This window comes from Microcoleus sp. AT3-A2 (genome assembly GCF_036705685.1).
Taxonomy (GTDB): Bacteria; Cyanobacteriota; Cyanobacteriia; order Cyanobacteriales; family Microcoleaceae; genus Microcoleus.
Map to the genome: position 1 here is coordinate 1 of NZ_JAUBVF010000008.1, position 26423 is coordinate 26423.

General features: G+C 46.2%; 22 protein-coding genes. 8 read left to right on the forward strand and 14 right to left on the reverse strand.

The features are described 5' to 3' along the window. Positions 1-142: 142 nt before the first annotated feature. Genes QUB37_RS07055 through QUB37_RS07065 form a run of 3 tightly spaced genes read right to left on the reverse strand, consistent with a single transcriptional unit; the run spans position 143 to position 3246 of the window. Entirely contained in the window at positions 143-355 is a 213-nt protein-coding gene (locus QUB37_RS07055; protein ID WP_333160404.1) for a type II toxin-antitoxin system RelE/ParE family toxin, read from the reverse strand. A 2-nt stretch (positions 356-357) separates the two neighbouring features. Next, a complete protein-coding gene (locus tag QUB37_RS07060; protein WP_333160406.1) occupies positions 358-633 on the reverse strand; it encodes a type II toxin-antitoxin system ParD family antitoxin in 276 nt (91 codons plus the stop codon). Between the two features lie 33 nt (positions 634-666). Beyond that, positions 667-3246 carry a CHAT domain-containing protein gene (locus QUB37_RS07065; protein ID WP_445300010.1) on the reverse strand — a complete coding sequence of 860 codons (2580 nt, stop codon included), beginning with the start codon at positions 3244-3246 and terminating at the stop codon, positions 667-669. Positions 3247-3396: 150 nt separating this feature from the next. Between QUB37_RS07065 and QUB37_RS07070 the strand changes: the two genes are divergently transcribed. Next, the gene (locus QUB37_RS07070; protein WP_333098599.1) at positions 3397-3660 is read left to right on the forward strand and encodes a hypothetical protein; all 264 of its coding nucleotides are present in this window, start codon (positions 3397-3399) and stop codon (positions 3658-3660) included. 43 nt (positions 3661-3703) lie between these two features. On the opposite strand, the gene tsaB is transcribed toward QUB37_RS07070, so the two are convergent. Both tsaB and QUB37_RS07080 read right to left on the reverse strand, forming a co-directional pair. After that, positions 3704-4543, reverse strand: a complete 840-nt coding sequence (gene tsaB, locus QUB37_RS07075; protein WP_333160410.1) for a tRNA (adenosine(37)-N6)-threonylcarbamoyltransferase complex dimerization subunit type 1 TsaB — start codon at positions 4541-4543, stop codon at positions 3704-3706. Between the two features lie 2 nt (positions 4544-4545). Then, the gene (locus QUB37_RS07080; protein WP_333160412.1) at positions 4546-6258 is read right to left on the reverse strand and encodes a serine/threonine-protein kinase; all 1713 of its coding nucleotides are present in this window, start codon (positions 6256-6258) and stop codon (positions 4546-4548) included. Between the two features lie 31 nt (positions 6259-6289). Here QUB37_RS07080 and QUB37_RS07085 point away from each other — a divergent pair, with 31 nt between their 5' ends. Beyond that, positions 6290-6472, forward strand: a complete 183-nt coding sequence (locus QUB37_RS07085; protein ID WP_333160414.1) for a hypothetical protein — start codon at positions 6290-6292, stop codon at positions 6470-6472. A gap of 32 nt (positions 6473-6504) precedes the next feature. On the opposite strand, the gene QUB37_RS07090 is transcribed toward QUB37_RS07085, so the two are convergent. Then, on the reverse strand, positions 6505-6753 hold the full coding sequence (locus QUB37_RS07090; RefSeq protein ID WP_006632635.1) for a Ycf34 family protein: 249 nt from the start codon (positions 6751-6753) through the stop codon (positions 6505-6507). A gap of 108 nt (positions 6754-6861) precedes the next feature. Here QUB37_RS07090 and QUB37_RS07095 point away from each other — a divergent pair, with 108 nt between their 5' ends. Beyond that, entirely contained in the window at positions 6862-8124 is a 1263-nt protein-coding gene (locus QUB37_RS07095) for a CCA tRNA nucleotidyltransferase (protein WP_333160416.1), read from the forward strand. 118 nt (positions 8125-8242) lie between these two features. Here QUB37_RS07095 and QUB37_RS07100 read toward each other — a convergent pair whose 3' ends face one another. From QUB37_RS07100 to QUB37_RS07115, 4 genes are all read right to left on the reverse strand, one after another. Then, positions 8243-8590, reverse strand: a complete 348-nt coding sequence (locus tag QUB37_RS07100; RefSeq protein WP_333160418.1) for a DUF952 domain-containing protein — start codon at positions 8588-8590, stop codon at positions 8243-8245. Positions 8591-8609: 19 nt separating this feature from the next. After that, positions 8610-10202: a CocE/NonD family hydrolase gene (locus QUB37_RS07105; RefSeq protein WP_333160421.1), complete on the reverse strand. Its 1593-nt coding sequence runs from the start codon at positions 10200-10202 to the stop codon at positions 8610-8612. Positions 10203-10696: 494 nt separating this feature from the next. Then, complete coding sequence (locus QUB37_RS07110) at positions 10697-11134, reverse strand: cupin domain-containing protein (RefSeq protein ID WP_333160423.1); 438 nt, start codon at positions 11132-11134, stop codon at positions 10697-10699. A 227-nt stretch (positions 11135-11361) separates the two neighbouring features. Next, positions 11362-12132, reverse strand: a complete 771-nt coding sequence (locus QUB37_RS07115; protein ID WP_333160425.1) for a cysteine hydrolase family protein — start codon at positions 12130-12132, stop codon at positions 11362-11364. A 212-nt stretch (positions 12133-12344) separates the two neighbouring features. Between QUB37_RS07115 and QUB37_RS07120 the strand changes: the two genes are divergently transcribed. The 5 genes from QUB37_RS07120 (at position 12345) to QUB37_RS07140 (ending at position 18564) form a co-directional block, all read left to right on the forward strand. Further along, positions 12345-13790, forward strand: a complete 1446-nt coding sequence (locus QUB37_RS07120) for an amidohydrolase (protein ID WP_333055545.1) — start codon at positions 12345-12347, stop codon at positions 13788-13790. 310 nt (positions 13791-14100) lie between these two features. After that, entirely contained in the window at positions 14101-15303 is a 1203-nt protein-coding gene (locus tag QUB37_RS07125; RefSeq protein WP_333055546.1) for a glycoside hydrolase family 10 protein, read from the forward strand. A 14-nt stretch (positions 15304-15317) separates the two neighbouring features. Next, entirely contained in the window at positions 15318-15995 is a 678-nt protein-coding gene (locus QUB37_RS07130) for a TIGR02117 family protein (RefSeq protein ID WP_333160427.1), read from the forward strand. 140 nt (positions 15996-16135) lie between these two features. Then, the gene (gene hisA / locus QUB37_RS07135) at positions 16136-16909 is read left to right on the forward strand and encodes a 1-(5-phosphoribosyl)-5-[(5-phosphoribosylamino)methylideneamino]imidazole-4-carboxamide isomerase (RefSeq protein ID WP_333160429.1); all 774 of its coding nucleotides are present in this window, start codon (positions 16136-16138) and stop codon (positions 16907-16909) included. Between the two features lie 245 nt (positions 16910-17154). After that, a complete protein-coding gene (locus QUB37_RS07140) occupies positions 17155-18564 on the forward strand; it encodes a cation:proton antiporter (RefSeq protein WP_333160431.1) in 1410 nt (469 codons plus the stop codon). A gap of 102 nt (positions 18565-18666) precedes the next feature. Here QUB37_RS07140 and QUB37_RS07145 read toward each other — a convergent pair whose 3' ends face one another. The 4 genes from QUB37_RS07145 to QUB37_RS07160 all read right to left on the reverse strand — a co-directional run bounded on the left by QUB37_RS07145 (position 18667) and on the right by QUB37_RS07160 (position 26160). Beyond that, positions 18667-19674, reverse strand: coding sequence for an ADP-ribosylglycohydrolase family protein (locus tag QUB37_RS07145; RefSeq protein WP_333160432.1), 1008 nt, complete (start codon positions 19672-19674; stop codon positions 18667-18669). A gap of 229 nt (positions 19675-19903) precedes the next feature. Continuing rightward, positions 19904-22735 (reverse strand): PAS domain S-box protein, encoded by a 2832-nt coding sequence (locus QUB37_RS07150; RefSeq protein WP_333160434.1) that lies wholly within the window; start codon positions 22733-22735, stop codon positions 19904-19906. A 41-nt stretch (positions 22736-22776) separates the two neighbouring features. Continuing rightward, positions 22777-23871 carry a BMP family protein gene (locus QUB37_RS07155; protein WP_333160436.1) on the reverse strand — a complete coding sequence of 365 codons (1095 nt, stop codon included), beginning with the start codon at positions 23869-23871 and terminating at the stop codon, positions 22777-22779. Positions 23872-23985: 114 nt separating this feature from the next. Next, positions 23986-26160 carry a glutamine synthetase III gene (locus tag QUB37_RS07160; RefSeq protein ID WP_333160438.1) on the reverse strand — a complete coding sequence of 725 codons (2175 nt, stop codon included), beginning with the start codon at positions 26158-26160 and terminating at the stop codon, positions 23986-23988. Positions 26161-26423 lie beyond the last annotated feature (263 nt).

The window sequence follows — 26423 nt, forward strand, 5'->3', positions numbered from 1 at the left end:
TAGCTGTTGGGGCGTTTTGTGTTTGTCGATCAACTTCTGAAGTTGATGACGCTCGCCATCGCTTAACTTTAATATTTTAGGCATTAATCAGGCCATCTCTGACTCCTCGATCACCCACCTAAACGGGTCTCAGCTAACTATGTTATTCTACCATAAATATAGTCTGTGTACTTACGCCGAGCTGTACTAGTTCCTCGTAACTACGACCCATATTAGGAAAGTTAATTAAATTGCGACACTTTCGATTGAACTCCTCGACGAACTGTTCTCCAGATTCAATATTTCTAGCTGCAAAGTAATCCGAAATTTCATCTAAATCGCGACTCGCTTCTGGAGAAACAATGTAGCGACTCATCTTTAGTTCTCCCGCATTTTGCGAAATTTTTCCTGCAATCTGGCTATGACTATTTCTCCATCAATTCCTTCACCGCGATCGAGTTGAGCTATTCCTGTTGATACTTTTGGTCGCGTTTCTTCTACCCATTTGTGATAGCTGTTGCTCTCTTTGGGATCACTGTTGTCCGCTAGGAGTTCTAATGCCGCTGCGATTACCTCCTCCGCCGAAGGATATCTGCCACTTGTAACTTGTGCTTCTATGAATTTTTGCTGCTCAGGCTTGAGAGTAATTTTCATGGGGTTTACCTCTGATAACCTTTAACTATTATATCATTTCCATTCCCCTTGCAAGGTAAAAGCAGCCCAATAATAGGGAGATTTCCATTTTTCCTGCTGCATCATTTCAATCTGCGCCGCCCTCAAAGCTGCCGCCGGCGCTAACTTTTGTTGCAGCATTTTCTGATAAAACTTTTGCATTAACACAGCAGTTCCTTCATCATCTACACTCCACAAACTCACTGCCACCCGCTGCGCCCCCGCATACATAAAACCCCTTGTTAATCCCACCATTCCTTCGCCTTTAACATTCTGTCCCATGCCCGATTGACAAGCACTTAAAACCACTAAATTTGCCGCCAGTTTCAAGTTGAAAATATCCGTGAGGCGCAAAAAACCATTGACGAGATTGCCCTTGTCATCTACCATCGACATCACAATTCCTGACAGTTCGGGATTTTTGCTGTTGGCAAGGCCGTGGGTGGCAAAGTGAACGATTTGATAATTAGCTAAACTGCCGTCGGTGGCAGTAGTGCGGCTGGCATCAAAATCAATCTTTTGACTGCTAGAAGCTGAGGGAAATAAGCTGGATATTGTTTGGGCTTCTTGGCGGGTAAATGCGAGGCGTTCGGGCGGCCATTGCCGATTAGAAGCACGAAGCGAGCGATTTAAACCGAGGTTATTTGCTTCTAATTTTTCTGTTGTTGCTTGGGTGATTTTTCCTTTGACTCTTTCATCGTCTGGACTGAAAACAGGATCGGCTAAAATTGCTAAATTTCGGCTTGGTGGTTTTCTATCTCCGTAATTTTGCCTAAGAATGGCGAGAGTTGAGGCGGAAGGCAGAGTGATAATTTCATGTTCGGCAATTAAGGGAACATTGGTATTTGGTCCGGCGGGTTGGGGAAGAGTTAAAGCCGGGAAAGGGGTATAGTGCAGCACGCCGTCGGGAACAATTAATAAGCGTTTATTGCCTAATTGGGCTGCTGCGGGCTGTAAAATTAATTGACCCAGATTTGCACTTGCTTCAGCAACTTTTTGGGGAATATCTCTCTGGATTGGGCTAGTTATTGCGTCTCGGAAATTGCGGGCTGCTGTTTCAATGTCGGCGCGTTTTGGTAATTCATAGCTAGTTAGTCCTGTTGATGTCACAACCCACAAATAACTGTGAGCTTCGCCGAGGGAATACTGCAATAAAATCGTGTTTTCATCGAGAATCTGTTTTTGAATTTCTGGCAGCGTTAAAGGTTGGGGTTGGGTGAGGGCTGCATAGCGGGGGCTGGCGGTACGAACCTGAGTTTGAAGTTGCTGATATTGTTGCAAAAGTGCGAGGCGCCCAGAGTCGATTTCAGCGATTTTAGTTTGATTGGGATTGGGGCTGCTGAGTTCTTGAATGCGCTGCTTTTCAATGGCATCGAGTTGCTGTTGCACGCTCTTTTCTTGTTGCAGTAAATCGGGGGAAATGCCTTCGCGAATGTTAGCGTTACTTTCTTGGAGGAGTTCGAGGAGGCTGCGGGCGCGAGAACGTTCGCTGGCTTCTAAGGCTTTTGTATTATAACCGGATTTAGGATTAGTTTTATGCAGTTGCATTAACAAATCGATGTAGAATTCGTAGTAGTTTTGTACGGTGGCAAAGTATGAGCTGCGGAGTTCTGGGCTGGCTATTTTGGTGCGGAGGTTTTCGATAATTTTGATAGAGGATTCAATGTCGTTGAGGGCTTCGGTAAGATTGTTTCGATCGCGTTTGGCATTAGCTATGTTGTAAAGGGTGACAGCTTCCACTGAGCGATTGCCCACTGCCCGAGATAGAGGCAGCGACTGGCTAAAATACTCTAGGGCTTTGAGTTTTTCTCCCAATTTATCGTAGACACTGCCGATGTTGTTGAGGGTGGTAGCTTCAAGGGAGCGATCGCCCACTGCCCGAAATAGGGGAAGGGACTGGCTGTAATACTCTAGCGCTTTTTGTTGTTCTCCCAAATCTGAGTAGACTAAGCCGATGTTGGTGAGGGTGCCAGCTTCCCTAGAGCGATCGCCTACTACCCGACGCAGGGGTAGAGACTGGCTGTAATACTCTAGCGCTTTCTGTTGTTCTCCCAATTGTGAGTAGACTAAGCCGATGTTGTTGAGGGTGGTAGCTTCAAGGGAGCGATCGCCCACGGCCCGAAATAGGGGAAGGGACTGGCTGTAATACTCTAGCGCTTTCTGTTTTTCTCCCAAATCTGAGTAGACAGCGCCGATGCCGATGAGGGTGGTAGCTTCCCCAGAGCGATCGCCCACGGCCCGAAATAGGGGAAGGGACTGGCTGTAATACTCTAGCGCTTTGAGTTTTTCTCCCAAATCTGAGTATACTTTGCCGATGCCGATGAGGGTGGTAGCTTCCCCGCGACGATCGCCCGCTTCCCGATACAGCTTTAATGCTTCTTCCCACTTGACGATCGCACTTCTTTTTGCTTCCGCCGTTCCTTGCTGGTAGAGTTGTAGTCCTTCGTTTAATGCTTTTGCAGCAGCTTCGTTACTGTTAGTTTGTGCTGTTTGTACGACTTTACCAACGGGCACGGCTGCTGCAACTGGCTGACTTAGCTGAACCGAAAGTACGATCGACATTCCAGCTAAAAACCATTGAGTGCGATCGAACATAGCCACCCCTTTTGTATTGTTGTCAATTTTAATCACTAACCCCCTTAGTGTAAAGGCAGGAAGAAGTCAGGGCGATCGGCATTTTTGCTAGAGTGAACGAGTAGTGCGATTCCCTGCCGCATAGCTACGCCGCGCGTACTTTTTCCCAGCATGAACAACATCCTAACTACCCCCGATCCCGTAACCAGCCACTGGGATTGCCCCGAATGCGGCGGCACCGGTACCCTCAGCCCAGAAATTTGCCCTGTTTGTCTCGGAGCAAAATACATCGATCTCGCTACCATAACGAACTGGATGCTCGATTTTATGGAATCTCGCGGCTGCGATCGAGCTGAGATCGATCGATTGCGAACCGAAAGCCCAGACCCCCTAACATTAACTTTTTGCCTCGAAGTTTGTATCGCCCTTAAATAAACAATTTACCAATTACCAATTACCAATTCCCTATTCCCAATATTCAGTGTCCCTTAACCGGATGTTGACCGTAAAAAGGCAAAGCATCCGACCAATCAGGACGACTTCCCATTTGCCACTCCAAATAAGCCAATTCCAACACACTCGAAACCGACCAACCCAACTCGCTGCCAACTTCAATTAACTGATAAGAATTACCCCAATTATCCAACTTTTCTTGCCAAGATTCAGGAGTCATCACCGTCTCAGGAAACAACTCAATTACACCAGAATTACTGTTAATTGAATAAACCGCCCCAAACAATTGTCCCCGCTGTGCAGGCATTTGCAGCGCGATATCATCTCTCAAAAGCCCCCCCTTAGCAAGGGGGGGTTGGGGGGGTTCCGTATTCAAAAGCCCCCCCTTAGCAAGGAAAGGTTCTGCACTCAAAAGCCCCCCCTTAGCAAGGGGGGGTTGGGGGGGTTCCGTATTCAAAAGCCCCCCCTTAGCAAGGGAAGGTTCTGGACTCAAAAGCCCCCCCTTAGCAAGGGGGGGTTGGGGGGGTTCCGCCCAAGCGACAGCCGCCAAAGTTGAAACCGCAAAAACCGGAATATCCAACTGTTGAGCCAAAGTCCGCGCCGTCACCATACCCATCCGAGTCCCAGTGAAACCTCCAGGCCCCTTCGCCACAGCAATAAAAGCCAAATCTGCCCAAGTTTGGGGCTGAATAAACTCGACTAAATACTGATGCAAATGAATTGCTAAATCCCGATCCAAATTCCAAGTTTGGCAGCGAGAATCCCCGACAAAATTGCTGATGGCTAAACCGAGTTCGCGACTAGCTGTGTGCAGGGCTAAGCCGTATTTTTTAACGGATGTTCCGTCTTGGGGATTGCTATTCACGATTACTGATAATTTTCCTTAACAAAAAACAGCGGCAAAGCCACAACTAAGCAACCCAAAAGAATGCCAAATATTCCCGTATTTAAAATCCTGGAATTCCCCATGCCACCAGTCACCAAAAACAGCACTACTAAACTTGCAAATAAATTTTTATTGGCAAATTCTTTGTGTTGGGAAACTTGATGCTTCACCGTCATAAAACCCGACGTAACTATTAGCGCAAACCAAGAATTAAAAATGACTATTTGAGAGCCAAAGATAAACCAAACTAAGGCAAACATTAGCGCATCTATCCAAAAATCCTGAGTTTTCAACTTGGGCAGCCAAAATTCTTGGGTAGTAACAGAGGCGGCTTTCTTTAGTAATTGATTGTGTTGCAGCCGCACCAGTTTGTTTCTCAATTTAATCTTGGGATCGATTTGCAATATTTGCTTCCACTCCGGGCGGCGAGAATTGTTGAGTCTTCCCAACAGCTTCACGGCTGCGACTTTATTTAACTGCAAATCGGTGAGTCTGGTGGCAATTATTTGAGATAAGTGCGGATAGTAAACGGGGTTGTCTTCGGTTCTGTTGATGACGATATTGAGCTGTTGCTTGGCTTGACTGACTTGGATTGTAACATTGTACGGGGCGAGATCCTCTTGCAAAGCTTGCTGAATTTCGGCTTGCTGTTGGCGAGTAAAAAGCGACACACCGGGCGCAGGTGTAACCACCCGCTCTGCGGGCGTTTCCGGCGCGTCTAGCACCGGCTGTGCGTCTAAATACACCGGTTTGGGGTTCAAGTGCCGGATGACTGCTGATGCTGAACTGTAGCGCCGATTGGTGGCACTTTGGAGCATGGTGTCGAGGATGCGGCCCAAATCGTCGCTAACAGCAGTCTTCAAATAATTTCGCCAAGCCCAAGAATCCTCTGTACTGTCGAACAAATCGAAGGGAGGAATTTCCGTCAGCAAGTGAATGCAGGTAACGCCCAAACTGTAGATATCACTAGCAAAAACTGCTTTCCCCATCAATTGTTCTGGGGCTGTATAAGCAGCACTGCCGATGATTGTACCAGTTTGCGGCAACCCGGTTGCTGTTACTTTCTTGGCTGCACCAAAGTCTACTAAAACAATATCTTTTTGGAAAGGAGAGGGTTGATAGGAATTTTCTAAGGCGGGTAAAGGGGCTGGAGTTAGCCGGCGGCGAATGATATTTTCGGGTTTGATATCGCGGTGAATAACTTTGGATTTGTGGACGAAGTGGAGCACGGGCAATAAATCGTTGAGGATTTGCCGAATTTGAGTTTCGGTGAATGCTCCTTTTTGTTCTAATTCTCTGGCTAGGTTTTTGCCGTCTATAAATTCTTGTACTAAATACTGTCTCCCATCTTGTTCAAAATGCGCGATTAATTCGGGAATCTGCGGATGTTTTCCCAAGGTTTCTAGCTGGGCTGCTTCTTGGTAAAATAGTTGAGCGGCTTTTTCGGCTGCGGTATTTTGCTGCAAAAATTGCTTGATTACGCACTGCGAAAAAATCAGGGGTTTGGTTTCATCAACTGCTAGAAATGTTCGGCCAAAGCCTCCTTGCCCGATCGGCTTTATGGTTCGGTAGCGAGATGCTGATGGCGTTTCTGAATCAAGATTTAACAACAATTTTGAGCCGCAACTTTGGCACAATTCTGCATCCCCTGGGTTTTGCGGATTCTGACAAGTTGGGTTTAAGCAATAGCACATTGGATTTTAGATTTTAGATTTTAGATTTTAGATGGGGAATGGGGAATTGGGCATCGGGCATTGGGCATCGGGCATCGGGAATTGGGCATCGGGCATCGGGAATTGGGCATCGGGAATTGGGAATTGGTTATTGGTTGTTATCGCCAACAACTCACAAAAAACCTATAAAAAACAACAAATAGCAACCAACAACCAACAAATAACTAATGACTAATGACTAATGACTACTGACTAATGACTTCTTCCTTAAGTCGGGACGAGTTCGCCTGGCCGCAATTTTGCCCATTTGCCGGTCTCTTGCTTAAAACTCTGACACCCGACTACATCCCATTCCATTTCAATTTCGTCTTGACGGGGGCGGATGTTGACGTTGATGGTGGGTTCTACGGGGTCGAAATCGGGTGTTTCGGTGAGGTGAAGCTGTTCGTGCTGTTCTTCTACGGCGTGGTAGGTGAAGCAGCGGTCTACATAGTGGCAGTTAATACAAATACACATTCTTGATATCCTCTGTGCATTTCAAAAAGATTGGTGAAATTTGAGCTTTCTGTTAATCTAGCGTAGCAAGAGTTTAATTGTTTGTAAGGAAAGTAGATTTTTGTTGCGATGCCGATTAATTTGCCCTCTTCATTATCTCCTGATTCTTGGCCGTTTGATTTGGAACTGCTGACACCGCCTGCTTATCTGGTGGGCGGTGCGGTACGGGATGCGCTGCTGGGGAGGCGATCGCACTATTTTGATTTGGATTTCGTTATGCTAACACGGGCCGTGAAGACTGCTCGAAAAATTGCCGATCGCACGCAAGCTGGATTTGTCTTGTTGGATGCGGAACGCCAAATTGCGCGGGTGGTGTTTGCGGGCGGTACGGTGGATTTGGCGCAGGCGGAAGGGGGGAGTCTGGAGGGGGATTTGCTGCGCCGGGATTTTCGGATAAATGCGATCGCGTGCAATCCTTTTACAGGAGAAATCATCGATCCTTTGGACGGTCAAACTGATTTGCGGTTGGGTTTGCTGCGGATGGTTTCGCGGTCAAATTTGGAGGACGATCCGCTAAGGTTATTAAGAGCTTACCGCCAAGCGGCGCAGTTGGGTTTTGCGATCGAAGCTGAAACTCAATCGGCGATTCGGGAATTGGCGCCGCTGTTGAGTCGGGTAGCGGTGGAACGGGTGCGGACCGAATTGGGTTATTTGTTGAGCAATCCTAACGGTGTTCCTTGGATTTGTCGCGGTTGCGAAGACGGTTTGTTTTCGATTTGGTTTGAAAGTGCGATCGACCATTTTGATATTTTGACAAAAATTGATGCGTCTGCTGACAAGTTAGCGGCAATTTATCCAGATTTGGGGAGAGAATTTTCGCGCTCGATTCGAGATACGATTAAAACGCCTTTGTTGGCTGTCGCGAAATTGGCTATTTTGGCAGATTCTGACCCGACAATTGCTGAAACTCAGTTGCTGCGGTTGAAGTACAGCAATGCGGAGATTAAAAGTGCGATCGGGCTTTTGAAATACTTGCCCAAATTGCAAGCAAAACCTATCGCGGAAATGTCTTTGCGAGAACAGTATTTTTTGTTTAGGGATGTAGGAATAGTATTTCCAGTTTTAGCGGTTTTGGCAGTGGCTGCGGGAGTTGCGGTTGAGGATATTTCACTGTTAATTAATCGCTATCTGGATAGGGATGATATTATTGCTCATCCTACCCAATTAGTTAGTGGCAATGATTTAATGGAATATTTGAAATTGCCCAGAAGTCCACGCATCGGTCAATTGTTAATGGAGATTCAATTAGCGCGGGTTGAGGGGAGAATTGCGACTCGCGAAGAGGCGCTGAAATTGGCGGCCGAGTTGGTTGATAAATCAGTTGAAGTTTAAATTTTCCACTAATGTTAGAAACGGGCAAGATACCCGTTCCACAAAATTCAACTTTCCCGTGGGGTTGGCTTCTAGGCCGCCCTAAAAAGTTAGTTTAAAATGCTAAAAAATCAGAATCTTAAACAAGATTTTTTAATTCTTCCGGCAATTCAAACTTGCCATCTGCACCCGCTTCAAACTCAACAACTTTCAACACAGCATCAACATTCAGCGGCCCGTAAATGTGTGGATAAAAATCTCCAGCAGCAGGTTCATACTTAACTTCTGCTTCCACTTTTTCCAAGTCAATCCACAACAACAGCAATCCTGTTTGTCCAGCAAAAAATTTGTTGGAAGTTCTAACAACTTGCGGGAGTGTCGAACAGTGGATAAATCCTTCAGTATCTAGCGTATCTCCGCGATAGGATTGAACTTGTTTTGCTTCTTCCCACTGTTGGCTGCGGGTGATGTGAAAAATAATGCTCATAGTTAGATAGGTTTTAGGTTTAATTGACAATTGGCAGCAAAATTTGAGAGGGACAATTTCCGCCACAACTTACTGTCAGCGTGATAATTTTAGCATCGATCGCCCGCGCTTCACCGCCCGGCGCACCCGTTCCCGGATTCACGTCGTAAGCGGGAAAACAAGCAGCACTCAAACTCAGACGCAACGCATTACGTTTACCAATTTGCATACAAGTTGCTTGCAGCACAATTATTACAGGTGTTTCACCTGAATTCACCCGGACGTAACCTTGAGTAAAATTGTAGACACTGCCGCTATCTTTGACCTCAGAAAGTATCGCACACAAATCAAAACTCGGCGCATCGGCGGTACAAAATACTTCTAAAATTATATCTCCAGCTAAGTGCAAATCGGCTGTTAGCGGTGCCGAAGTGTATGTTAACACATCGGTGCGGCAGTCAATAGTCGATCGCTCCATCGCACCTGCAGGAAATGCAGCGTGGCCTCCCAAGGATGGCACCGGCCGCCAAGGATCATGTACGAATATATCATCAGTGCAAACATCCGCGCAACTCTCTGTTAAAATACCCGCATCTTCTCTCATCGCGGCAAGTCCGGTACTTGCTAAAAAATAAGATTTATGATTATTATTAGGCCATTTATCAAATTTCCGCCAATCATTCCTCCCCATCTCAAATAGCGAAATCGGCCGTTCGTCTAATATTCCTGTATCAACTCCTTTGAGAAAGCGATCGAACCAGCGAATTTGCAACTCATCCACAGGATTTGAAGCTACTAAACCATAATCCAGAACTCCAACTTTTCGCCCCCAAGGTAAATGCGCCCAAGGGCCAATTATCAAATGCTGCGGACAGGAACTCCGGCTCACCATTTCCTTGTAAAGATGGATTGTTCCCCGCAAATAAGTATCAAACCAACCGCCAACGTGCAGCATTGGCAAGTCTAAATCTTTGATGTTTGGCGATAACTTTTCCCAATACTCGCTCGGTCGATAATTATCCAACCAATCGTGATAATATGAGTCTGGTGCCAGATTTTTAATAATTTCAGGACGCGCCGGCACGGTATCGTATAGCGGGAGATTTCTCGAAGCTGCATAAAAGGCTTGATAGGCAGAAATATCGCCTTTTAAGCGAGCGGTTTCTGCCGCTAGCTGAATTGCCCAGCCGAGATTTGATTGCAGACAAAACGCGCCGCCTTCATAGGCCCAATCTGCGTATAAATTGCCGCCTACCATTGCCGGACAAATTGTGATTAATGCGCTCGGTTTAGCAGCAGCAGTGTAGAGTTGAGTCATGCCTTGGTAGGAAAAACCGTACATTCCGACTTTGCCGTTACTTCCCGGCAAATTAGCTGCCCAATTGACGCTATCAAAACCGTCTTGTGTTTCGCTAACAAATGGGTTAAATTCGCCTTCGGAAGTGCCGCGTCCCCGCACGTCTTGGATGACAACGATGTAGCCGTGTTTGGCGTACCATGCGGGATGGGAATATACTAATGTAGAGGCGATCGCCCTTCCGTAAGGTTGCCGCATTAATAATACTGGAAATTCACCCTCCGCATCGGGGCGGTAGATGTCAGCATCTAAACGAACCCCATCTTTAGTTAGCATAGACGCTGTTTCTTTCGGACAAAGTTTCAGCATAAATCCTAAAAAACATCAACTAAAAAAGTTCTGATAAAGGACTCAAGTCCTTACTACAAACCTGATGATTGTTCGTCGGGACACGGCACTGCCCATTGGTGTCAAATTAACGTACAACCCATAGTCCGGCAGGGGTTTCAACCCCTGCCTCAAAGCTAAAGTCGTCTTAAGAGGACTAAGAAAAACACTTTTCAACTCATTAGTCCTCTTGAGAGGACTTTAGCTATTAGACAGGGACTTCAGTCCCTGGCGGAATGGCGGGTGCGCGGGAGGACTGGCGGACTGATAGCTTAAGTTGACACGCTTTGGGCACTGCCATGTCCTGTATTTCATCCAATTAAAAACTGCTATAAGCTGTTTTACATTTAAACTGTGTGTCAAAAATCCATAAAACTCTTGTGGGACGGGCTTCTAGCCTGTCCCGAATTTTCAATTTAAATGCGTAACAGCTTACTACAAACCTAACACGGTACGAGTACATCCGATCGCCTGAGAACTCTCATATCTTCCTCATCGAGTTCGACTGGTGTGCCGCTGCGAATTAGTTCTACAAAATCCTCATTCGGCACCATGATGCACAAAGTGTACAAACGTCCACTGCCCGTATTCTCAATTACGTGAGTGCCTGTTGGAGGCACTAACAAACTATCTCCCGGTTGAATACTAACTGTTTTGCCGTCGCAGGTTGCTTGCCCAGTTCCTTTGAGTACAAAAAACATTTCTACTGCAAATTGATGGCGGTTGGGAGGAGTTTTGCCGCCCACATCGAAAATCTCCACGCAAACTGTTAATGAAACATTAGCTATTACCGGATCGAAGACGATAGCTAATCTATTAGTATCGCCCGGACTGATGCGAAATGCTTGGTAGTCTTTGGGAGACTTTATAACAGGAATCATGCAGTGGTTTGTCATTTTTTTATTGTTAGTTGTCAGTGGTTATGTTTCTGCTGTCATTAGTGGTAAATCCAGAGTCATTAGTCCGCCGTTCAACCTCCAAAGTTTATGGATTTCACAGGAGAGTTCGCTGTCAGAGCAGGAAGCAAGATATAGGCTTTGCTATGCAGGACTCTCGCACTCCTCAAAAACGCTTTTTATACTCCAGAGAGATACTCCCCTGATGACTGCTATTTAATTGCTTCTAACATAGCCTGAGAATCCGACAAAAAACCAAAACATTGTTTAACGTTATAAAGAGTAGCTTGCCAGCAATACTCGGGAGATGTCGTAGCTGTACAATCTTTGACTAAAATACAGTCGTAACCGAGGAAATTAGCATCTTGCAGCGTAGCCATGACGCACTGATCGGCGTTTACTCCTCCAAAGAAAAGTGTAGTTCTGCCGAGGTTCCGCAAGATACTATCTAAAGGAGTATCCCAAAAGCCGCTCATCCGATATTTATCAACGCAAATATCCTCCGATTTGGGTTTTAATTCATCGACAACCTGCGCCGCCCAACTCCCTGCCATCAGTACAGGTGCGTTGTTTTTTGGCAGCGGATCTCCCAAACCTACGCCGGATCCTGTGGGATTGTAAACGTGACGGGAAGCTGCACTAATATTGAGCAAATCGGGGCGGTTCCCCCAGTTTATCCAAATAATTGGTACTGCGTGCGATCGCAATTTTGGCAGCAAATTTTTTAAAGGATTAATTGGAGTTCGGGCGGGCGTTACATCTACGCCAATATGTGCTAGCCAACCGTCGGGATGACAGAAATCGTTTTGCATATCTATCACCAACATCGCTGCTTTTGCTAAGTCTAAACGCAGGGTTTTAGTTTCTGTTTCCAGGGTAACAGGTGCAGGCGCGATCGGCGATCGAGTGATATCGGCAATTTTGGCATCAACTTTCCAAGCATTCGGCGGTACGCCCAAGGTGCGAAGAGAATCAGGATTCATATGATTGTGACTCAAAAACAATTTCAATCTTATAACTATTTGATTGTTACTAACTTGTCATATCTTAAATCTTTGTTATAATTAAGTATCCGGGGTAACTTTTTGAGAAAGTTTAGGATTTATTAACTTTATTCTCGTTGGGCGATCGCCAATGTTAGCGCCAGGGAATCATACAATAAAAATCAATGTAAATTTACAAAAAGGGTAAATCTATGAGCTTGACAATTCAAAATACTTTAATTCCGGTTGATAGCGGTTATGAAACCGCAGATGTGCAAGTGGTGGATAATTGCATAAGTGCGATCGCGCCCAATAACTCCACCTCTAATTCCCCCCCTTACCAAGGGGGGGATAGGGGGGGTCAAACAGTTATTAACGGCAAAAATAAGCTGCTGCTGCCCGGTTTTGTCAACGCGCACACTCACTCTTCAGAAATGTGGCAACGAGGCATCATTCCGCCTTTGCCCCTAGAGTTGTGGATTGCCGAATTATACGATTTTACACCTCTCGATCCCGAACAAGTTTATTTGAGCGCCTTGGGAACTGCGGTAGAAACTTTGCTGTCGGGCGGTACAAGCGTAGTCGATCATTTAGTTTTGATTCCGGGGCAAGAATTAGAGACGATCGCCGCCGCAGTTCGCGCTTATCAAGAAATCGGTATCCGCGCTTTTATCGGGCCGTTAATTCAAGATGAATCCCTGACGGCGGGAATGCCTGCGGGCGATAGCGGTATCGAACACGCGGCTTACATTCGATCGACTAAGGCCACTTTGGAATTAATGGAAACAGCCATAAAACAGTTTCACAATCCCGAAAAAGGTGTTAATATATTATTGGCGCCGACGGGAATTCAACTGTGTTCCGATGCTTTGTTTGAAGGCTGCATCGATTTGAGCGATCGCTACAATCTTTGTCGGCACGCCCACCTCTTGGAAACCCCCGCTCAAAAACAGTTAGCTTACGAAAAATACGGCTGTAGCGCTGTCGAACACCTGCAAAGAATTGGTTATTTGAGTCCCCGAACTTCTTTAGCGCACTGCGTTTGGCTGGACGATTCCGACATTGCAATTATGGCAGAAACGGGAGCGACTGTTGTACACAATCCCCTCAGTAACTTGCGGCTAGGAAGCGGGATTGCACCGATTTTGAAATACCGTCAAGCGGGAGTCAACGTATCTTTTGGCTGCGACGGCGCTGCTAGCAATGACTCTCAAGATTTGCTGGAAGCGATTAAAATTGGTTCAATTTTGCACAATATCACGGATTTGGATTACCGCCAATGGATTACACCGCGCCAGTCTGTAGAAATGGCATCCCTGGGAGGAGCAAAAGGCTTGAATCTCGCCGATGAAATGGGTTCGCTGACAGTGGGTAAAAAAGCAGATTTTGTGCTGTATGATTTAACCAGTTTATCATTGCTGCCGCGCACCGACCCGATTGGCTTGCTAATTTTGGGGCGCCCGACTAATGCGGTAGACAGCGTTTGGGTAAACGGCAAGCAAATTGTCGCCGAAGGTAAGGTGAAAACGATCGATGTTGATGCTTTGAGGCGGGAATTATTCGATCGCAGCGAGTGGACGAGCAAGCGTCAATCGCAAACGGTGAGCGAGATTGAAGCGCACTATCGGCAAGTGATGAAACTGCAAGGTTATTCTTAGTAGGGTAAAACTGAGATGTTGCACCATTGTCAGCAACAGGCTTTCCGGCCTGTTCCACAAAAGATAAATTTTCTTGTGGAACAGGCATCTTACCTGTTCATAAAAGGATTATTGAGAATGGTGCAAGATGTGAGGTAAAACTGAGATATTGCATCATTTTGAATAAGCTTTTTAAGGGCCGGCGAGGAGCAACGGCCCACAAGAAAAAAATTCACTCTTGTGGAACAGGCCGGAAAGCCTGTTGCTGAGAATGGTGCTCTTGAGTGAGGTAAAATAGAACTCTCACAATAATCATATTTGCGACAAATTGATGATTAAACTGCACAAATGGCAGCGGATACTGGCTTTAATAGTTGTTTTTACGATCGCCCTTACCTCCTCCGCGATTTTATCTCCGCGTCTTTTGGCTCAAACCCCGCCCAAAGCCCCAACAACCGAATTGCGCGGCGTCTGGCTGACGAACATTGACAGCGACGTTATTTTCTCCCGCAACAACATCATTGACGCTGTAAATCGACTGGATCAACTCAATTTTAATACCATCTATCCCACGGTGTGGCAAGGAGGCTATACGCTTTATCCCAGCGATGCAGCCCAACGAGTATTCGGACAGTCGATCGACCCCTCGCCCGGATTGAAAGACCGAGACATCCTCAAAGAAATTATAGCACAATCCCGCCAAAAAGGTATAGCAGTAATCCCCTGGTTTGAGTTTGGTTTCATGGCTCCCGCCGAATCGGAATTAGCCACACTTCACCCCGACTGGCTGGCGCAGCGGCGCGACGGTTCAACTATTTGGAAAGAAGGCAAACACGATCGAGTTTGGCTGAATCCCTTTCATCCCGAAGTCCAGCAATTCATCTCAGATTTAATTCTAGAAATTGTCGATAATTATGATATAGATGGCATTCAATTTGACGACCATTTCGGCTTGCCCGTAGAATTTGGCTACGAGCCGTTAACCGTGTCAATGTATCAGCAACAAATCAAAAGTCCTCCCTCCAACGACCCCCGCGAAACCTTCTGGGTGCGCTGGCGCGCTGACAAAATCAACGACTTCGTGGGACGAGTTTCCCGCGACATCAAATCCCGCAAAGAAAAATGTATTGTCAGCTTATCTCCCAACCCTTTTCACTTTTCTTTACCCGCCCACTTGCAGGACTGGTTTACCTGGGAAAGACGCGGCTACATCGACGAAATTGTGTTGCAGGTTTATCGCAGCGATATCAAGCGTTTTAGTGCCGAACTGGAACGGGAAGAAGTTAAACTGGCTAAACTTAATATTCCAACTGCGATCGGCATTTTAACAGGTCTTAAAAATAATTCTGTTCCCCTCAAACAAATTCAAGAACAAGTGCAAGAAGTGCGAAAAAGAGATTTCGCTGGCGTGTCGTTCTTTTTCTACGAAAGTTTGTCGAATTGGGCGAAGGAAACCCCGGAACAGCGCAATTCTGCCTTGCAAGAATTCTTTCCCACAAAGATGCAGCGCCCGCCCTCAGAAGCCAGAATTTGAAACCCACGGTTAAAATGAGAAAAAGCATACAGCGCTTAGGAATTGTCATCTTATCTTTAAGCGCTTTCCTAACAATTGGCTATCTCACTCCCACAAAGTGGGGAAATTACTCGCAAGCAGATTGCACCATGTCTCTATACGTTTCCAGCCAAGGCATTCACACCGAAATCATTGTTCCAGTTAAAAATAAATATTTTGACTGGAATCAATTTTTACCGCTAATAGAAATAGGGCGGGAGGCGAATTCTGATTATAAATATTTGTCTTTTGGCTGGGGAGATCGAGCTTTTATGTTGGAAACTCCCACATCAGCAAGTATCAACCCAGTTACAGCTTTCAAAGCTCTATTTCTCCCTACTCCGTCTACCCTACACGTTCAAAGTTATCGGGCTTTTCCCCAAAGTATAGAAACCAAATGTGTGAAAATTAGCGGGGAAAATTATCTGATCCTGGTAAATTTTATTAAAAATTCATTCCTATTAGACCCAGCCGGTAATAAAATTAAAATTAGCTACGGCTACGACAACAGCGATAGTTTTTATGAAGCAAAAGGCAGTTACTCTATTTTGAGAACTTGCAATGACTGGACTGCCGAAGCTTTGCAAAAAGCTGATGTCAACACTCCTTTATGGTCAACGCTTTCTTCGGCGATTATGTTTCATCTTAATAGCGGTTGCGAATGTCACAAATAAATGGTATTAGGGAATGGTAATAATATCTTTATTTTAGGTGATAAAATTTATAATGAATGATTATGTATGGGTTGGGAGCTTGCCTAAAGTTGCATTCTTTTTGTTAACTGGTATAATTATTACCAATTTGAGCAAAAATCATGAATGTAATTCCAGCGATCGACTTATTGGATGGAAAATGCGTCAGATTATATCAGGGAGACTACGCGAAGTCTCAAACTTTTAACGACAACCCCGTCGAAGTCGCCAGACAGTGGGTAAATGAAGGCGCCACAATGCTGCATTTAGTAGACCTCGACGGCGCCAAAGCAGGTCATCCAGTCAACCAAGCAGCCATTGAAACGATCGTCCGATCAGTAGACGTTCCCTGTCAAGTAGGTGGGGGAATGCGCGATCGCGCCTCTGTTGCTGGTATCCTCAATTTAGGCGTCCGGCGCGTCATTCTCGGCACTGTCGCCGTCGAACAACCGCAATTAGTCGGCGAATTGTGCGCCGAATTTCCCGATCGAATTCTGGTTGGCATCGACGCCAGAAATGGTAAAGTTGCGACTAGAGGCTGGCTAGAAACTTCGGAAGTTTTAGCTGCAGAATTGGCGCAAAAAATGGCCGAGTTAGGGGCGGCTGAAATTATTTACACCGACATTCACCGCGACGGTACTATGGAAGGGCCGAATTTGGAATCTTTGCGCGAAATTGCTAACGCTATTTCGATTCCGGTGATTGCTTCAGGTGGCGTTAGTTCGATCGCCGATTTGTTGAGTTTGCTGGCTTTGGAACCAATTGGTGTCAAAAGTGCGATCGTCGGTAGGGCAATTTATACCGGCGATATCTTGCTAAAAGAAGCAATTCAAGCAGTCGGACAAGGGCGGTGGCAGGATGTACCGCCAGATTTGGGTTCTTCGAGTTTTGCTTGATAGTCATGTTGAGTTAACTGGCTACCCAATATGTAACAGTTATCAATTTTTCGACTCACAGTCAACAATCAACAGTCATTAGTCATTAGTCATTAGTCATCAGTCATCAGTCATCAGTCATCAGTCAACAGTCAACAGTCAACAGTCAACAGTCAACAGTCAACAGTCAACAGTCAACAGTCAACAATCAACAGTCAACAGTCAACAGTCACCGTAGAATCGTCTTTCTTACCATCATCGTAACCATGTTTTTGAACCATACAATTACAGCTTTAAGTTCTGGGATGGCATCCCTAGTTGCTCCCATACCTTTGTTAGCAACAGTGGATGCAGAGAATTCGCCGATCGTTCTGAGCGGAGTTTTGCTCAGTTTGGTAGTGATTTATCTCGCCAGTAAATTAGGCGCGGAAGCGGCTAAAAAGTTCGATTTACCGCCGGTTTTGGGTGAACTTGTAGCAGGGGTAATTGTTGGCGTATCTGCTTTACACCTGGTCATTTTTCCCGAAGCAGGGCTGTCAGCCTCAGACTCAGGGATTATGACAGTTGTGCAATCGATTAATCATCTGTCTCCTGCCGCCCTCACCAGTGTGTTTGAATCGCAGAGTGAAGTCATTTCAGTGCTGGCTGAAATAGGCGTGATTGTTCTGCTGTTTGAAATTGGTTTGGAGTCGGATATCAGACAACTCAAGGAAGTGGGGGTTCAAGCTGTCGTGGTCGCTTGTGTGGGCGTGGCATTTCCCTTTGCCGCCGGTACTGCGGGCTTGATGCTCATTTTCCACACGGCGGCGATTCCGGCGATTTTTGCGGGGGCTGCTTTGACGGCAACCAGCATCGGAATTACCTCCAAAGTTTTGTCGGAATTAGGACAACTCAAATCTAAAGAAGGTCAAATCATTGTTGGTGCGGCGGTGATTGATGATGTGCTAGGAATTATTGTCCTAGCTGTTGTTGCCAGTTTAGCGAAAACCGGTGAGATTGATGTTGTTAATGTCATCTATTTGATTGTCAGTGCAACTGCCTTTCTGCTCGGTTCTATTCTGTTGGGCGGCATCTTCAACAAAAGCTTCACTGCAGTGGTGGAGAAACTCAAAACTCGCGGCAATATTGTGATTCCCGCCTTTATCTTTGCTTTCTTCATGGCTTTTCTGGGCAACGCAATTCATCTCGAAGCGATTTTGGGTGCGTTTGCGGCTGGTTTGGTGTTGGATGAAAGCGATGCCCGCAACGAGTTGGATGAACTGGTGAAACCCATCGCGGATTTCCTGGTTCCCATATTTTTTGTAACCGTGGGAGCTCGGGCGGATTTGGGGGTTTTGAACCCAACAGTGCCGGATAATCGGGCTGGTCTTTTGATTGCCGTATTTTTGATTGTGGTTGCGATTTTTGGCAAGCTGGTGACTGGTTGGGTGGTGTTTGGTCTGCCGGGAATCAATCGATTGGCGATCGGAGTCGGGATGATTCCTCGGGGCGAAGTCGGGTTAGTGTTTGCCGGCATCGGTTCGGCGAGTGGGGTTTTGGATAAACCGTTAGAAGTCTCGATTATTATCATGGTGATTCTGACGACTTTTTTGGCTCCGCCTTTTCTGCGGGTTGCCTTTGGGGATACGGTAGAGCCTCCTGCTAGTGGCGAACCTTCTAGCGAGCAAATCGTTTGATTGAAGGAATTTGACTCTGGGGCGATCGACAGACTTAGAAACAAATGTCGATCGTCCAAATTTATTTAGCCCTAATCATAAGTCCTAAGTTGTTAGAAGCGGCTACAACTTGACTTTCAACTGATAACAAATGTCAGCGAGTTTAATCAGTTCGCCCAGACGCCAGCTACCCTGATCGTTCAAACATTCCGCTAGTTGATTCGGGATGGCTTCTAGACCCAGAAATGCCCCGCTGATGGCACAAGCCATTGCTGCGGTGGTATCCACATCGCCACCGACGGCGATGCTAGTGCAGAGAGTTTCCCAGTAATCTTGAGGCGTTCTCAAAAACGCATATAAACTCCACAAGACGCTACCGACTACAAAAGGGGAAATTCCTTGCCAAGAGTGCTCGTAGTTTAACGGGAGTCCAGCTTTAGAAATGAACTCTACGGCTGACTCTGGGGGCAATTTCACCCAATCATTCAAATCTTTGAGCAAAGCAGCAAAGGAAGGATCAACTTCTGCTACCCATTCGCTCAGTTGACAGAGAAATGGCTCAGTTTCAATCATCATGTCAGATTGAAGGACGATCGCCACAGCCCCCGCGATCGCCACAGCACCTGCAGAACACCGCGAATCTTGATGGGTGATGCGCCCTTGATCGCAAGCAGCTTGTACAAGCTGGGACGGGTCATCGTAGAATATTAAGCCGATCGGTGCAGCCCTCATAGCACTGCCATTACCAGCACTGGGAGCACGAGTACCAGCTTCTTGCCAAGCAACGCCCCGAATCAGGCGGTTTGCAGCTTCTTCTGTCGCTCGACCCCGCCCGACAATGCGCTGTTGAGCGAAAATGTCAGCAATACGGGCGGCGTAGTCGCTGGGATCGAATTCGCCACAAGCGACGTAGCTTTGGAGGAGTTCGCGGGCGAGTTGGGAGTCGTCGGTGTATTGACCAAAAGGAAAGCCGAAGCGATCGCGATCTTTGATTTTTTTGAGTCTAACTTCGTAGCTGACAAAGTTTTGGCAAACTTCCGGCGGATAGCCTTCTACTCTACAGCCTATAGCGTCGCCGAGACACTGACCGATCAGACAACCTCTAAATTGTTCGAGACGCGGTACTGTCATTTATCTAGCTTTAAGTAGGTCGATCTAATCTTATGTTAAATCCCCGACTTCTTAAAGCCTGCTGTGGAGAGTCAGAGCGCCCGCTGCTAGCATTAACTACTTGTCTACCTCCTTTTTTTCTTGAATTTGAGCTGACCACTTTTCTTTTATTTACACAAATCATTCAGACGCACTCTAGCAGTTTCCCAGCTACTTAAAAAACGCTATATATAGAGGAATGTGATAGCAGTTATTTACCAACAATTGCTACAGCACCGCTTTGCAAAACAGGAATTTCAATTCGGAACTCTGCTCCTTGATTGGGTTGAGAGAAGCACTGGAGTAAGCCACCGTGCTTATCAACTACAATTTGATAGCTGATGGATAGCCCTAATCCAGTTCCTTTACCAGTTGGTTTTGTGGTGAAGAAGGGATTGAACACCTGTTGTCTAACAGTTTCTGTCATCCCAGGCCCATTATCTTGAATTTGAATCACCACGTTTTTAGAACAACCAGGCCCAGTTTCGTTTGTGACTAGCTTAGTCCGAATAGTGATGCGACTGGGATTTGTTTGGATATCTTTTCGAGAACGCTGATTATCGTAGTTTTCTAAAGCATCGATCGCATTTGCCAGAAGATTCATAAAGACCTGGTTCAACTGTCCGGCATAGCACTCTAGTCGCGGTAAGTCGCCGTACTCTTTAACAACTTCAATAACAGGATGATCCGGTTTTGCCTTCAGTCGATTTTGCAAAATCATCAATGTGCTGTCAATTCCCTCGTGGATATCAACTGGCTTCATTTCTGCCTCATCCAGCCGCGAGAAGTTTCGTAGCGACAGGACAATTTGACGAATGCGATCGGCTCCTACCTTCATTGAAGTCAGCATTTTGGGCAAATCTTCACTAATGTAGTCCAGCTCGAACTCTTCAATTTTTTCCTGAATTTGGGTATTAGTTGGATAGGTTTGCTGGTAAAGCTGAATCAACTTTAGTAAATTTTGCGTGTAGTCGGCAGTATGGCTTAGATTTCCATAGATAAAGTTGACTGGATTATTAATTTCGTGAGCAACACCAGCCACCAGTTGCCCCAAACCTGACATTTTCTCTGCCTGAAGGAGTTGTGCCTGAGTTTGCTGCAAGGTTTTGAGTGCAACCTCAGCTTCCTCTTTTGCTTGCCTTAACGCAGCTTCGGCTTGCTTGCGTTCAGTAATATCCAGTGTCAAGGATGCAACTCCAACAATCTTTCCAGCCTCCCCTACTAAAGGCGTATTGAACCATTCGCAAATAATGGTTTTGCCGTCTTTCGTAATATTTTCGTTGACGCTGTAGATTCCTCCAACCTGACTCAACAACTCGTTCATAACTCGATCGACTACCTTTCGGGCAGACGCAGGCACAATTAATTCTGCGGCATGGTGTCCGATCGCCTCTGTAGGCGTGTAACCAAAAATCTGCTCTGCCGCTGGATTCCAAGCAGTGACTTTAAAGTTTAAATCCCATTCCACAACTGCCAGTGCACTTTGGCGGAATAGAAAAGATAGCCGCTGCTCCGACGTTTTGAGTTCTTCTTCTGCCTGTTTTCGTTGAGTAATGTCAATCCCTGTTTTGATGATGTACTCAATTTCACCTCGATCATCCACTAAAGCAGTATCTGACCAGGCAATCAGTCTGAGTTGTTGATCTTTGCTCACCCAACTGCCTTCATACTGCTGGGGAAAATTACCAGATTGTAAAGACTCAAAAGTAGTTTTGGCTTCTCCAGCTAAGTCTGAGTTCGGGAACAAGTCCCAAATGTAGCGCCCCTTCACTTCACTAAACGAGTAATCAGTCATTTGTTCGCAAGCTCGATTAAAGCGAACGATTTGTCCCTGCGGGTCGAGTACAACTACCAGGGCACCTGCAATTTCAAGAATGGCTGAAACAAAATTGCGTTCCACTTCAACTGCTGTAATCAGTTCCTCTAACTGGGTTGCCATATTGTTAAAGGCGATCGCCAATGTCCCCAGTTCGTTTTGGCTGTGGATGTTGACCCGTGTCTCTAATTGCCCCGCACTGAGTTCAGTAGCTGCCGTGGTTAAGCGCTGTAGCGGCACGACAATTTGCCGAATAAATAGAAAGCCAATGCCAACAGCAACGATCGTCACCAGCATCAATGAGCCTCCCATAACTGAGAGCATTTGGTAAACGGGAGCATAGGCCTCAGCCGTTGGCAGTTCTACAACTACAGTCCAATTCACGCTCCGAACTAAGGCACTTGCTCCCAATACTTCTACCTGATTTAGACCCTGATAAACATTAAGGCGCTTAATATCTTCGGATGCTTTCAAGAATTGAAAGAAAGGGCGCTTAGAAATATCTTCAAGTTGAAACGTTTCTGGCTTACGAGCCTTTTGAGCAATGAGAAAATTACGCTCATCGACTACATAGACATAACCCGTCTTGCCAACCTCCGTTTGGGAAACAATAAACCAGAGAAAGTTGAGATTTATCTGTGCTAATAGCACCCCATCCACCTCATCTCGCTCATTCCGAATCGGAACCGCCAGAATGGTGCTTAGTTGGTTGCTTTGAGGATTAATTTCTACAGGACTCACATAATCTTCCTGTTGTTTGAAGGCACGAATAAACAGTGGCGAATTGGCTGGATTTTCTAACTTGAGCGGTTCGTAGGGTGAAACTGACGCGACAACTTGTCCCTTCCGGTTCAAAATGGCAACGGCTTCATAAGCATCATGATGACGAATCAACCCTTCCAACAGGCTCTGCTGCGCTTGAGATTGAAAGTTTGTGAGTCCTTTAACCCTAGCTAAATAGCTCAGTTTTCGTTTCAAGTCATCTAGATAATTATCAATCTGCCCTGCTGCTGTCTGACTACGCTCTTCTTGGAGCGATCGCGATTGCTGGATTTGCGCCTGAAAGCTGAGGTAGATCAGCAAGCCACCTGTGGGCAGTAAGCTCAGGAGAACCAAAAATATCAAACCATAGCGGAGCTGATTTGCAATAGAAAAGAAGCGTTGCCAGGGATGTGAAGGGGAGCTTCTGGCGATCGGCAGAGCGCGATCGTTGCGTTGATTTTTCATCGGACTTAGGATCAATATTGGTAAATCAATTAATCGGCGCACTAAGGAGAAACATCAATTTGGCCAGTCGTCACAGCATTTCGGATGGTCTTGAAAGTGTCCTCTTCCTGAGACGTGAGACTACCACGGAAAGGGGCAAAGTCGTAGATTTTTTCCTTGAGTCCAAACTTGTAAAGTTTTCCTTCCCAGCGACCTTCCTGGGTTAATACGGCCGCATTGAGCACCAGATTGGGAATGTCCTGCAGAACGCTAGTTAGGACTTTGCCGGGAGCCAATTCGTACTGATCCTTGGCCCAACCAATCACAAGGACTCCTGGCTTTTGCGTAACCACTTTTAGCGCGGCTAACCCTGCCTCATCCGCGTTGATTGTCAAAACATCTACTCCAGAGGCCACCATATCCGTTGCGACTTTGATGGCTTTTTCCGTATCAACCCAAGAATTGAGAAAAGCAGTCGAGGCTTGAACAGAGGGATTCGTTGCCTTCACTCCCCGCCTAAACAAGGCTTCTTCTTCTTTGTAAACCGGATAAGCTGCACCCACAATATAGCCAACTTTATTGCTTTTGGTCTTCATGGCAGCCAAAGCGCCTGTGAGGTACCCCACTTCACCCGATCGAAAGGCAACAGCCCCCAAATTTTGGTTATTCCCTGGATGCGTTGTAATCAGGGCAAATTTCGTTCGCGGAAATTCTTGAGCGACCTTTTCGGCAGCTTTGATATAGCCACCACTGGCTGCAATTACCAGGTCATAGCCTGACTGGGCATATTTGCGAAGGGTAGCTTCACTATCTTCACCGTCAAGACTCGTAAAGTCTACCTGACTATTAAATTTATCTTTGATTAGGTTTAACCCTTCAAAGCAGGCTTGAGCCCAACTGTTGTTGTCTTTGGAGCCTGTGACGACCAACGCCACTCTAAAGCTGCTAGAGGTACTTGCTTCAGGGGAAGAGTTTACGTTCGGAGTCGATCGACTGCAACTGATCGCAAACAATAGAGCTAGAGCAGCCAGAGTCATTTGTTTCAAGAAAGATTGAATTCGCATAATAGCTTTTCGCAGCAATATTAGTTTTTCTACGCCGATAAATTTGTTGAAGCGTATCTCAACAATCTTCACAACTCTTACTGTAGCTGGCATTTAATGACTCTGGCCGATTCAGCGTACCACTCATTTAACCTCAAAAACAAGCAAGGACACGGCACTGCCGTGTCCTTACAAATCTAACCTGCAATTAACCGAATTTGTTTGCTATTACTTAACAAACAGCATTTCTTGATAAGTAGGCAGTGGCCACAAATCATCAGCCACTTCACCTTCCAGAGCATCCGCATACTGGCGAACCTCATCCATCAAAGGACGAATTGTTTGCGAAGCATACTGCATATGGTCTTCTGTCGAAGCAAAATCGTGCTTGCTCAAAGCAGCACTCAATTTGCTCGCAGTATCCATCATGGACTTAACCAGCACCGCTACTTTTTCGGCACTTTCCTTTTCCAGTTCAATCCCAATCTCTTTCAATTTAGAAATCGTGCCGGAAAGTTCAGCTAAATACCTCACGGCTGCGGGGTAAATAATGGTTTTTGCCATGCTTATTACCAGTTTTGCTTCGACTTCAATTGCCAGCAAATACTGCTCAGCATAAACATCGTAACGGCTTTCCAATTCAACGGGAGTCAGAACACCTGTCTTTTCAAACAAGTCTTCAATGTATCCTTCCTTCAACACTGGCAAAGCATCGGCAGTAGTCCGCAAGTTAGCTAAACCCCGTTCCTCAACGGCCATTTTGTGCCATTCTTCCGAATAGCCATTGCCGCCAAATACAACCGCACCGTGCTCGTCCATCACTTCTTTGAGAAGTGTTTGGATGGCAGCATTCAGTTCAGTTCCGTTAGCCAAATCGCTTTCTAATTTGTTAGCAATCCAGTCCAAAGAATCTGCAAGAATTGTATTCATCGCCACCAGCGGCCCGGAAACAGACTGACCGGAACCTACTGCACGGAATTCAAATCGGTTTCCAGTAAAGGCAAAGGGCGAAGTCCGGTTTCTGTCTCCAGCATCCTTCATGAAAGTAGGCAGTGTTTCTACACCTAAGTTCATAATTCCCCGACATTTAGAGTCCTTAACTTCTCCCCGGCTAATTTGCCCGAAGATATCTTCTAATTGCGAACCCAAATAGACAGAAATAATTGCTGGCGGAGCCTCATTTGCACCCAATCGGTGGTCGTTGCTGGCAGTAGCAACTACGGCGCGCAACAGCGGCCCGTATTTGTGAACTCCGCGAATCACAGCGCCGCAGAAAACTAGAAATTGTATGTTCGAGTGCGGTGTATCGCCTGGGTCTAATAAGTTCCCTTGGGTGGCATTGCCGACTGACCAGTTGACGTGTTTGCCGGAACCGTTAATGCCGGCGAAAGGCTTCTCATGCAGCAAACACATAAAACCGTGTTTCTTCGCAGTGTTGCGAAGAATTGTCATGGTTAACTGTTGGTGGTCGCTGGCGACGTTTGCTGCTTCAAAAACTGGTGCAATTTCAAACTGACCGGGAGCTACTTCGTTGTGGCGGGTTTTGGCAGGAATTCCCAGCCGGTACATTCTTTCTTCTACTTCCTGCATGAAGACTTGAACGCGCTCTGGAATCGCTCCAAAATAGTGGTCGTCAAATTGCTGACCTTTGGCAGGAGGTTTGCCGAAAAGGGTGCGACCTGCTAGCATTAAATCGGGGCGGCTGGTGGTGAAATTGGCATCTACCAGGAAGTATTCTTGTTCGGAACCGCAACTGGAATTGACCGGAGCAATTTCGGTATTTCCTAATAGCTTTAACACTCTGGTTGCTGCTTTGTTCATTGCCGAAATGGAACGCAAAAGCGGCGTTTTTTTGTCTAAGGCTTCACCTGTCCAGGATATGAAAACAGTGGGAATGCACAATGTCATGCCGTTGTCTGTTTCCATGACATAAGCAGGGCTGGTGACATCCCAGGCTGTGTATCCACGAGCGGCGGCAGTGGAGCGAATGCCGCCGTTGGGGAATGAGGAGCCATCGGGTTCGCCTTGTACTAGAACTTTGCCTGCAAATTCTGAGATGACGGAACCGTCGCCTTGCACTGAGATGAAACCGTCGTGTTTTTCGGCGGTGCTGTTGGTTAGCGGGTAAAATACGTGGGCGTAGTACAGGGCTCCTTTGGAAATAGCCCAATCTTTCATTGCTGCTGCAACTACATCAGCTACGGAATCATCTAGTTTTTGGCCAGTTTGAATGGTGTTTTTTACTGATTTGAAAATGCTTTTGGGCAGACTTTCTTGCATCTTGCTCAGACTAAAAACGTCTGTTGCCCACATATCTTCTAGCCGCTTGGGAGGCCGGCATGGCATCAGTTTGCGGTTGACGATTTGAGAAATTGCTTGAACGCGCGATTCGTTTCCACTCATGGTTATTTTTATTGGGGTTGCAGGACGAGTAGTTGAGAAAAAATAGATGTTAGCAAAAGTCTAACGATTGACGAATATGTTGGATTAACCCAAGATTTTTGTCAAAGCTAACTTTTGGGAGAATGCCCTTTTTGGCAGGCTCTAAAAGATTGGAGGAGCGAGGCTCAATCACTTCGCCGTCCACCGGGCGTGACAATCCAGTGTGAGATGCGGTTGGATTTCGGTTATTAGCAAGAAAATAGATGACAAGAGCCTGTACTAAT

Bases quoted from the DNA above. Each gene is read 5' to 3' on its own strand.
- QUB37_RS07055 (WP_333160404.1), bottom strand. From the start codon at position 355: ATGAGTCGCTACATTGTTTCTCCAGAAGCGAGTCGCGATTTAGATGAA.
- QUB37_RS07060 (WP_333160406.1), bottom strand. From the start codon at position 633: ATGAAAATTACTCTCAAGCCTGAGCAGCAAAAATTCATAGAAGCACAA.
- QUB37_RS07065 (WP_445300010.1), bottom strand. From the start codon at position 3,246: ATGTTCGATCGCACTCAATGGTTTTTAGCTGGAATGTCGATCGTACTT.
- QUB37_RS07070 (WP_333098599.1), top strand. From the start codon at position 3,397: ATGAACAACATCCTAACTACCCCCGATCCCGTAACCAGCCACTGGGAT.
- QUB37_RS07080 (WP_333160412.1), bottom strand. From the start codon at position 6,258: ATGTGCTATTGCTTAAACCCAACTTGTCAGAATCCGCAAAACCCAGGG.
- QUB37_RS07085 (WP_333160414.1), top strand. From the start codon at position 6,290: ATGGGGAATGGGGAATTGGGCATCGGGCATTGGGCATCGGGCATCGGG.
- QUB37_RS07090 (WP_006632635.1), bottom strand. From the start codon at position 6,753: ATGTGTATTTGTATTAACTGCCACTATGTAGACCGCTGCTTCACCTAC.
- QUB37_RS07095 (WP_333160416.1), top strand. From the start codon at position 6,862: ATGCCGATTAATTTGCCCTCTTCATTATCTCCTGATTCTTGGCCGTTT.
- QUB37_RS07100 (WP_333160418.1), bottom strand. From the start codon at position 8,590: ATGAGCATTATTTTTCACATCACCCGCAGCCAACAGTGGGAAGAAGCA.
- QUB37_RS07105 (WP_333160421.1), bottom strand. From the start codon at position 10,202: ATGCTAACTAAAGATGGGGTTCGTTTAGATGCTGACATCTACCGCCCC.
- QUB37_RS07110 (WP_333160423.1), bottom strand. From the start codon at position 11,134: ATGATTCCTGTTATAAAGTCTCCCAAAGACTACCAAGCATTTCGCATC.
- QUB37_RS07115 (WP_333160425.1), bottom strand. From the start codon at position 12,132: ATGAATCCTGATTCTCTTCGCACCTTGGGCGTACCGCCGAATGCTTGG.
- QUB37_RS07120 (WP_333055545.1), top strand. From the start codon at position 12,345: ATGAGCTTGACAATTCAAAATACTTTAATTCCGGTTGATAGCGGTTAT.
- QUB37_RS07125 (WP_333055546.1), top strand. From the start codon at position 14,101: ATGATTAAACTGCACAAATGGCAGCGGATACTGGCTTTAATAGTTGTT.
- QUB37_RS07130 (WP_333160427.1), top strand. From the start codon at position 15,318: ATGAGAAAAAGCATACAGCGCTTAGGAATTGTCATCTTATCTTTAAGC.
- hisA (WP_333160429.1), top strand. From the start codon at position 16,136: ATGAATGTAATTCCAGCGATCGACTTATTGGATGGAAAATGCGTCAGA.
- QUB37_RS07140 (WP_333160431.1), top strand. From the start codon at position 17,155: ATGTTTTTGAACCATACAATTACAGCTTTAAGTTCTGGGATGGCATCC.
- QUB37_RS07145 (WP_333160432.1), bottom strand. From the start codon at position 19,674: ATGACAGTACCGCGTCTCGAACAATTTAGAGGTTGTCTGATCGGTCAG.
- QUB37_RS07150 (WP_333160434.1), bottom strand. From the start codon at position 22,735: ATGAAAAATCAACGCAACGATCGCGCTCTGCCGATCGCCAGAAGCTCC.
- QUB37_RS07155 (WP_333160436.1), bottom strand. From the start codon at position 23,871: ATGCCAGCTACAGTAAGAGTTGTGAAGATTGTTGAGATACGCTTCAAC.
- QUB37_RS07160 (WP_333160438.1), bottom strand. From the start codon at position 26,160: ATGAGTGGAAACGAATCGCGCGTTCAAGCAATTTCTCAAATCGTCAAC.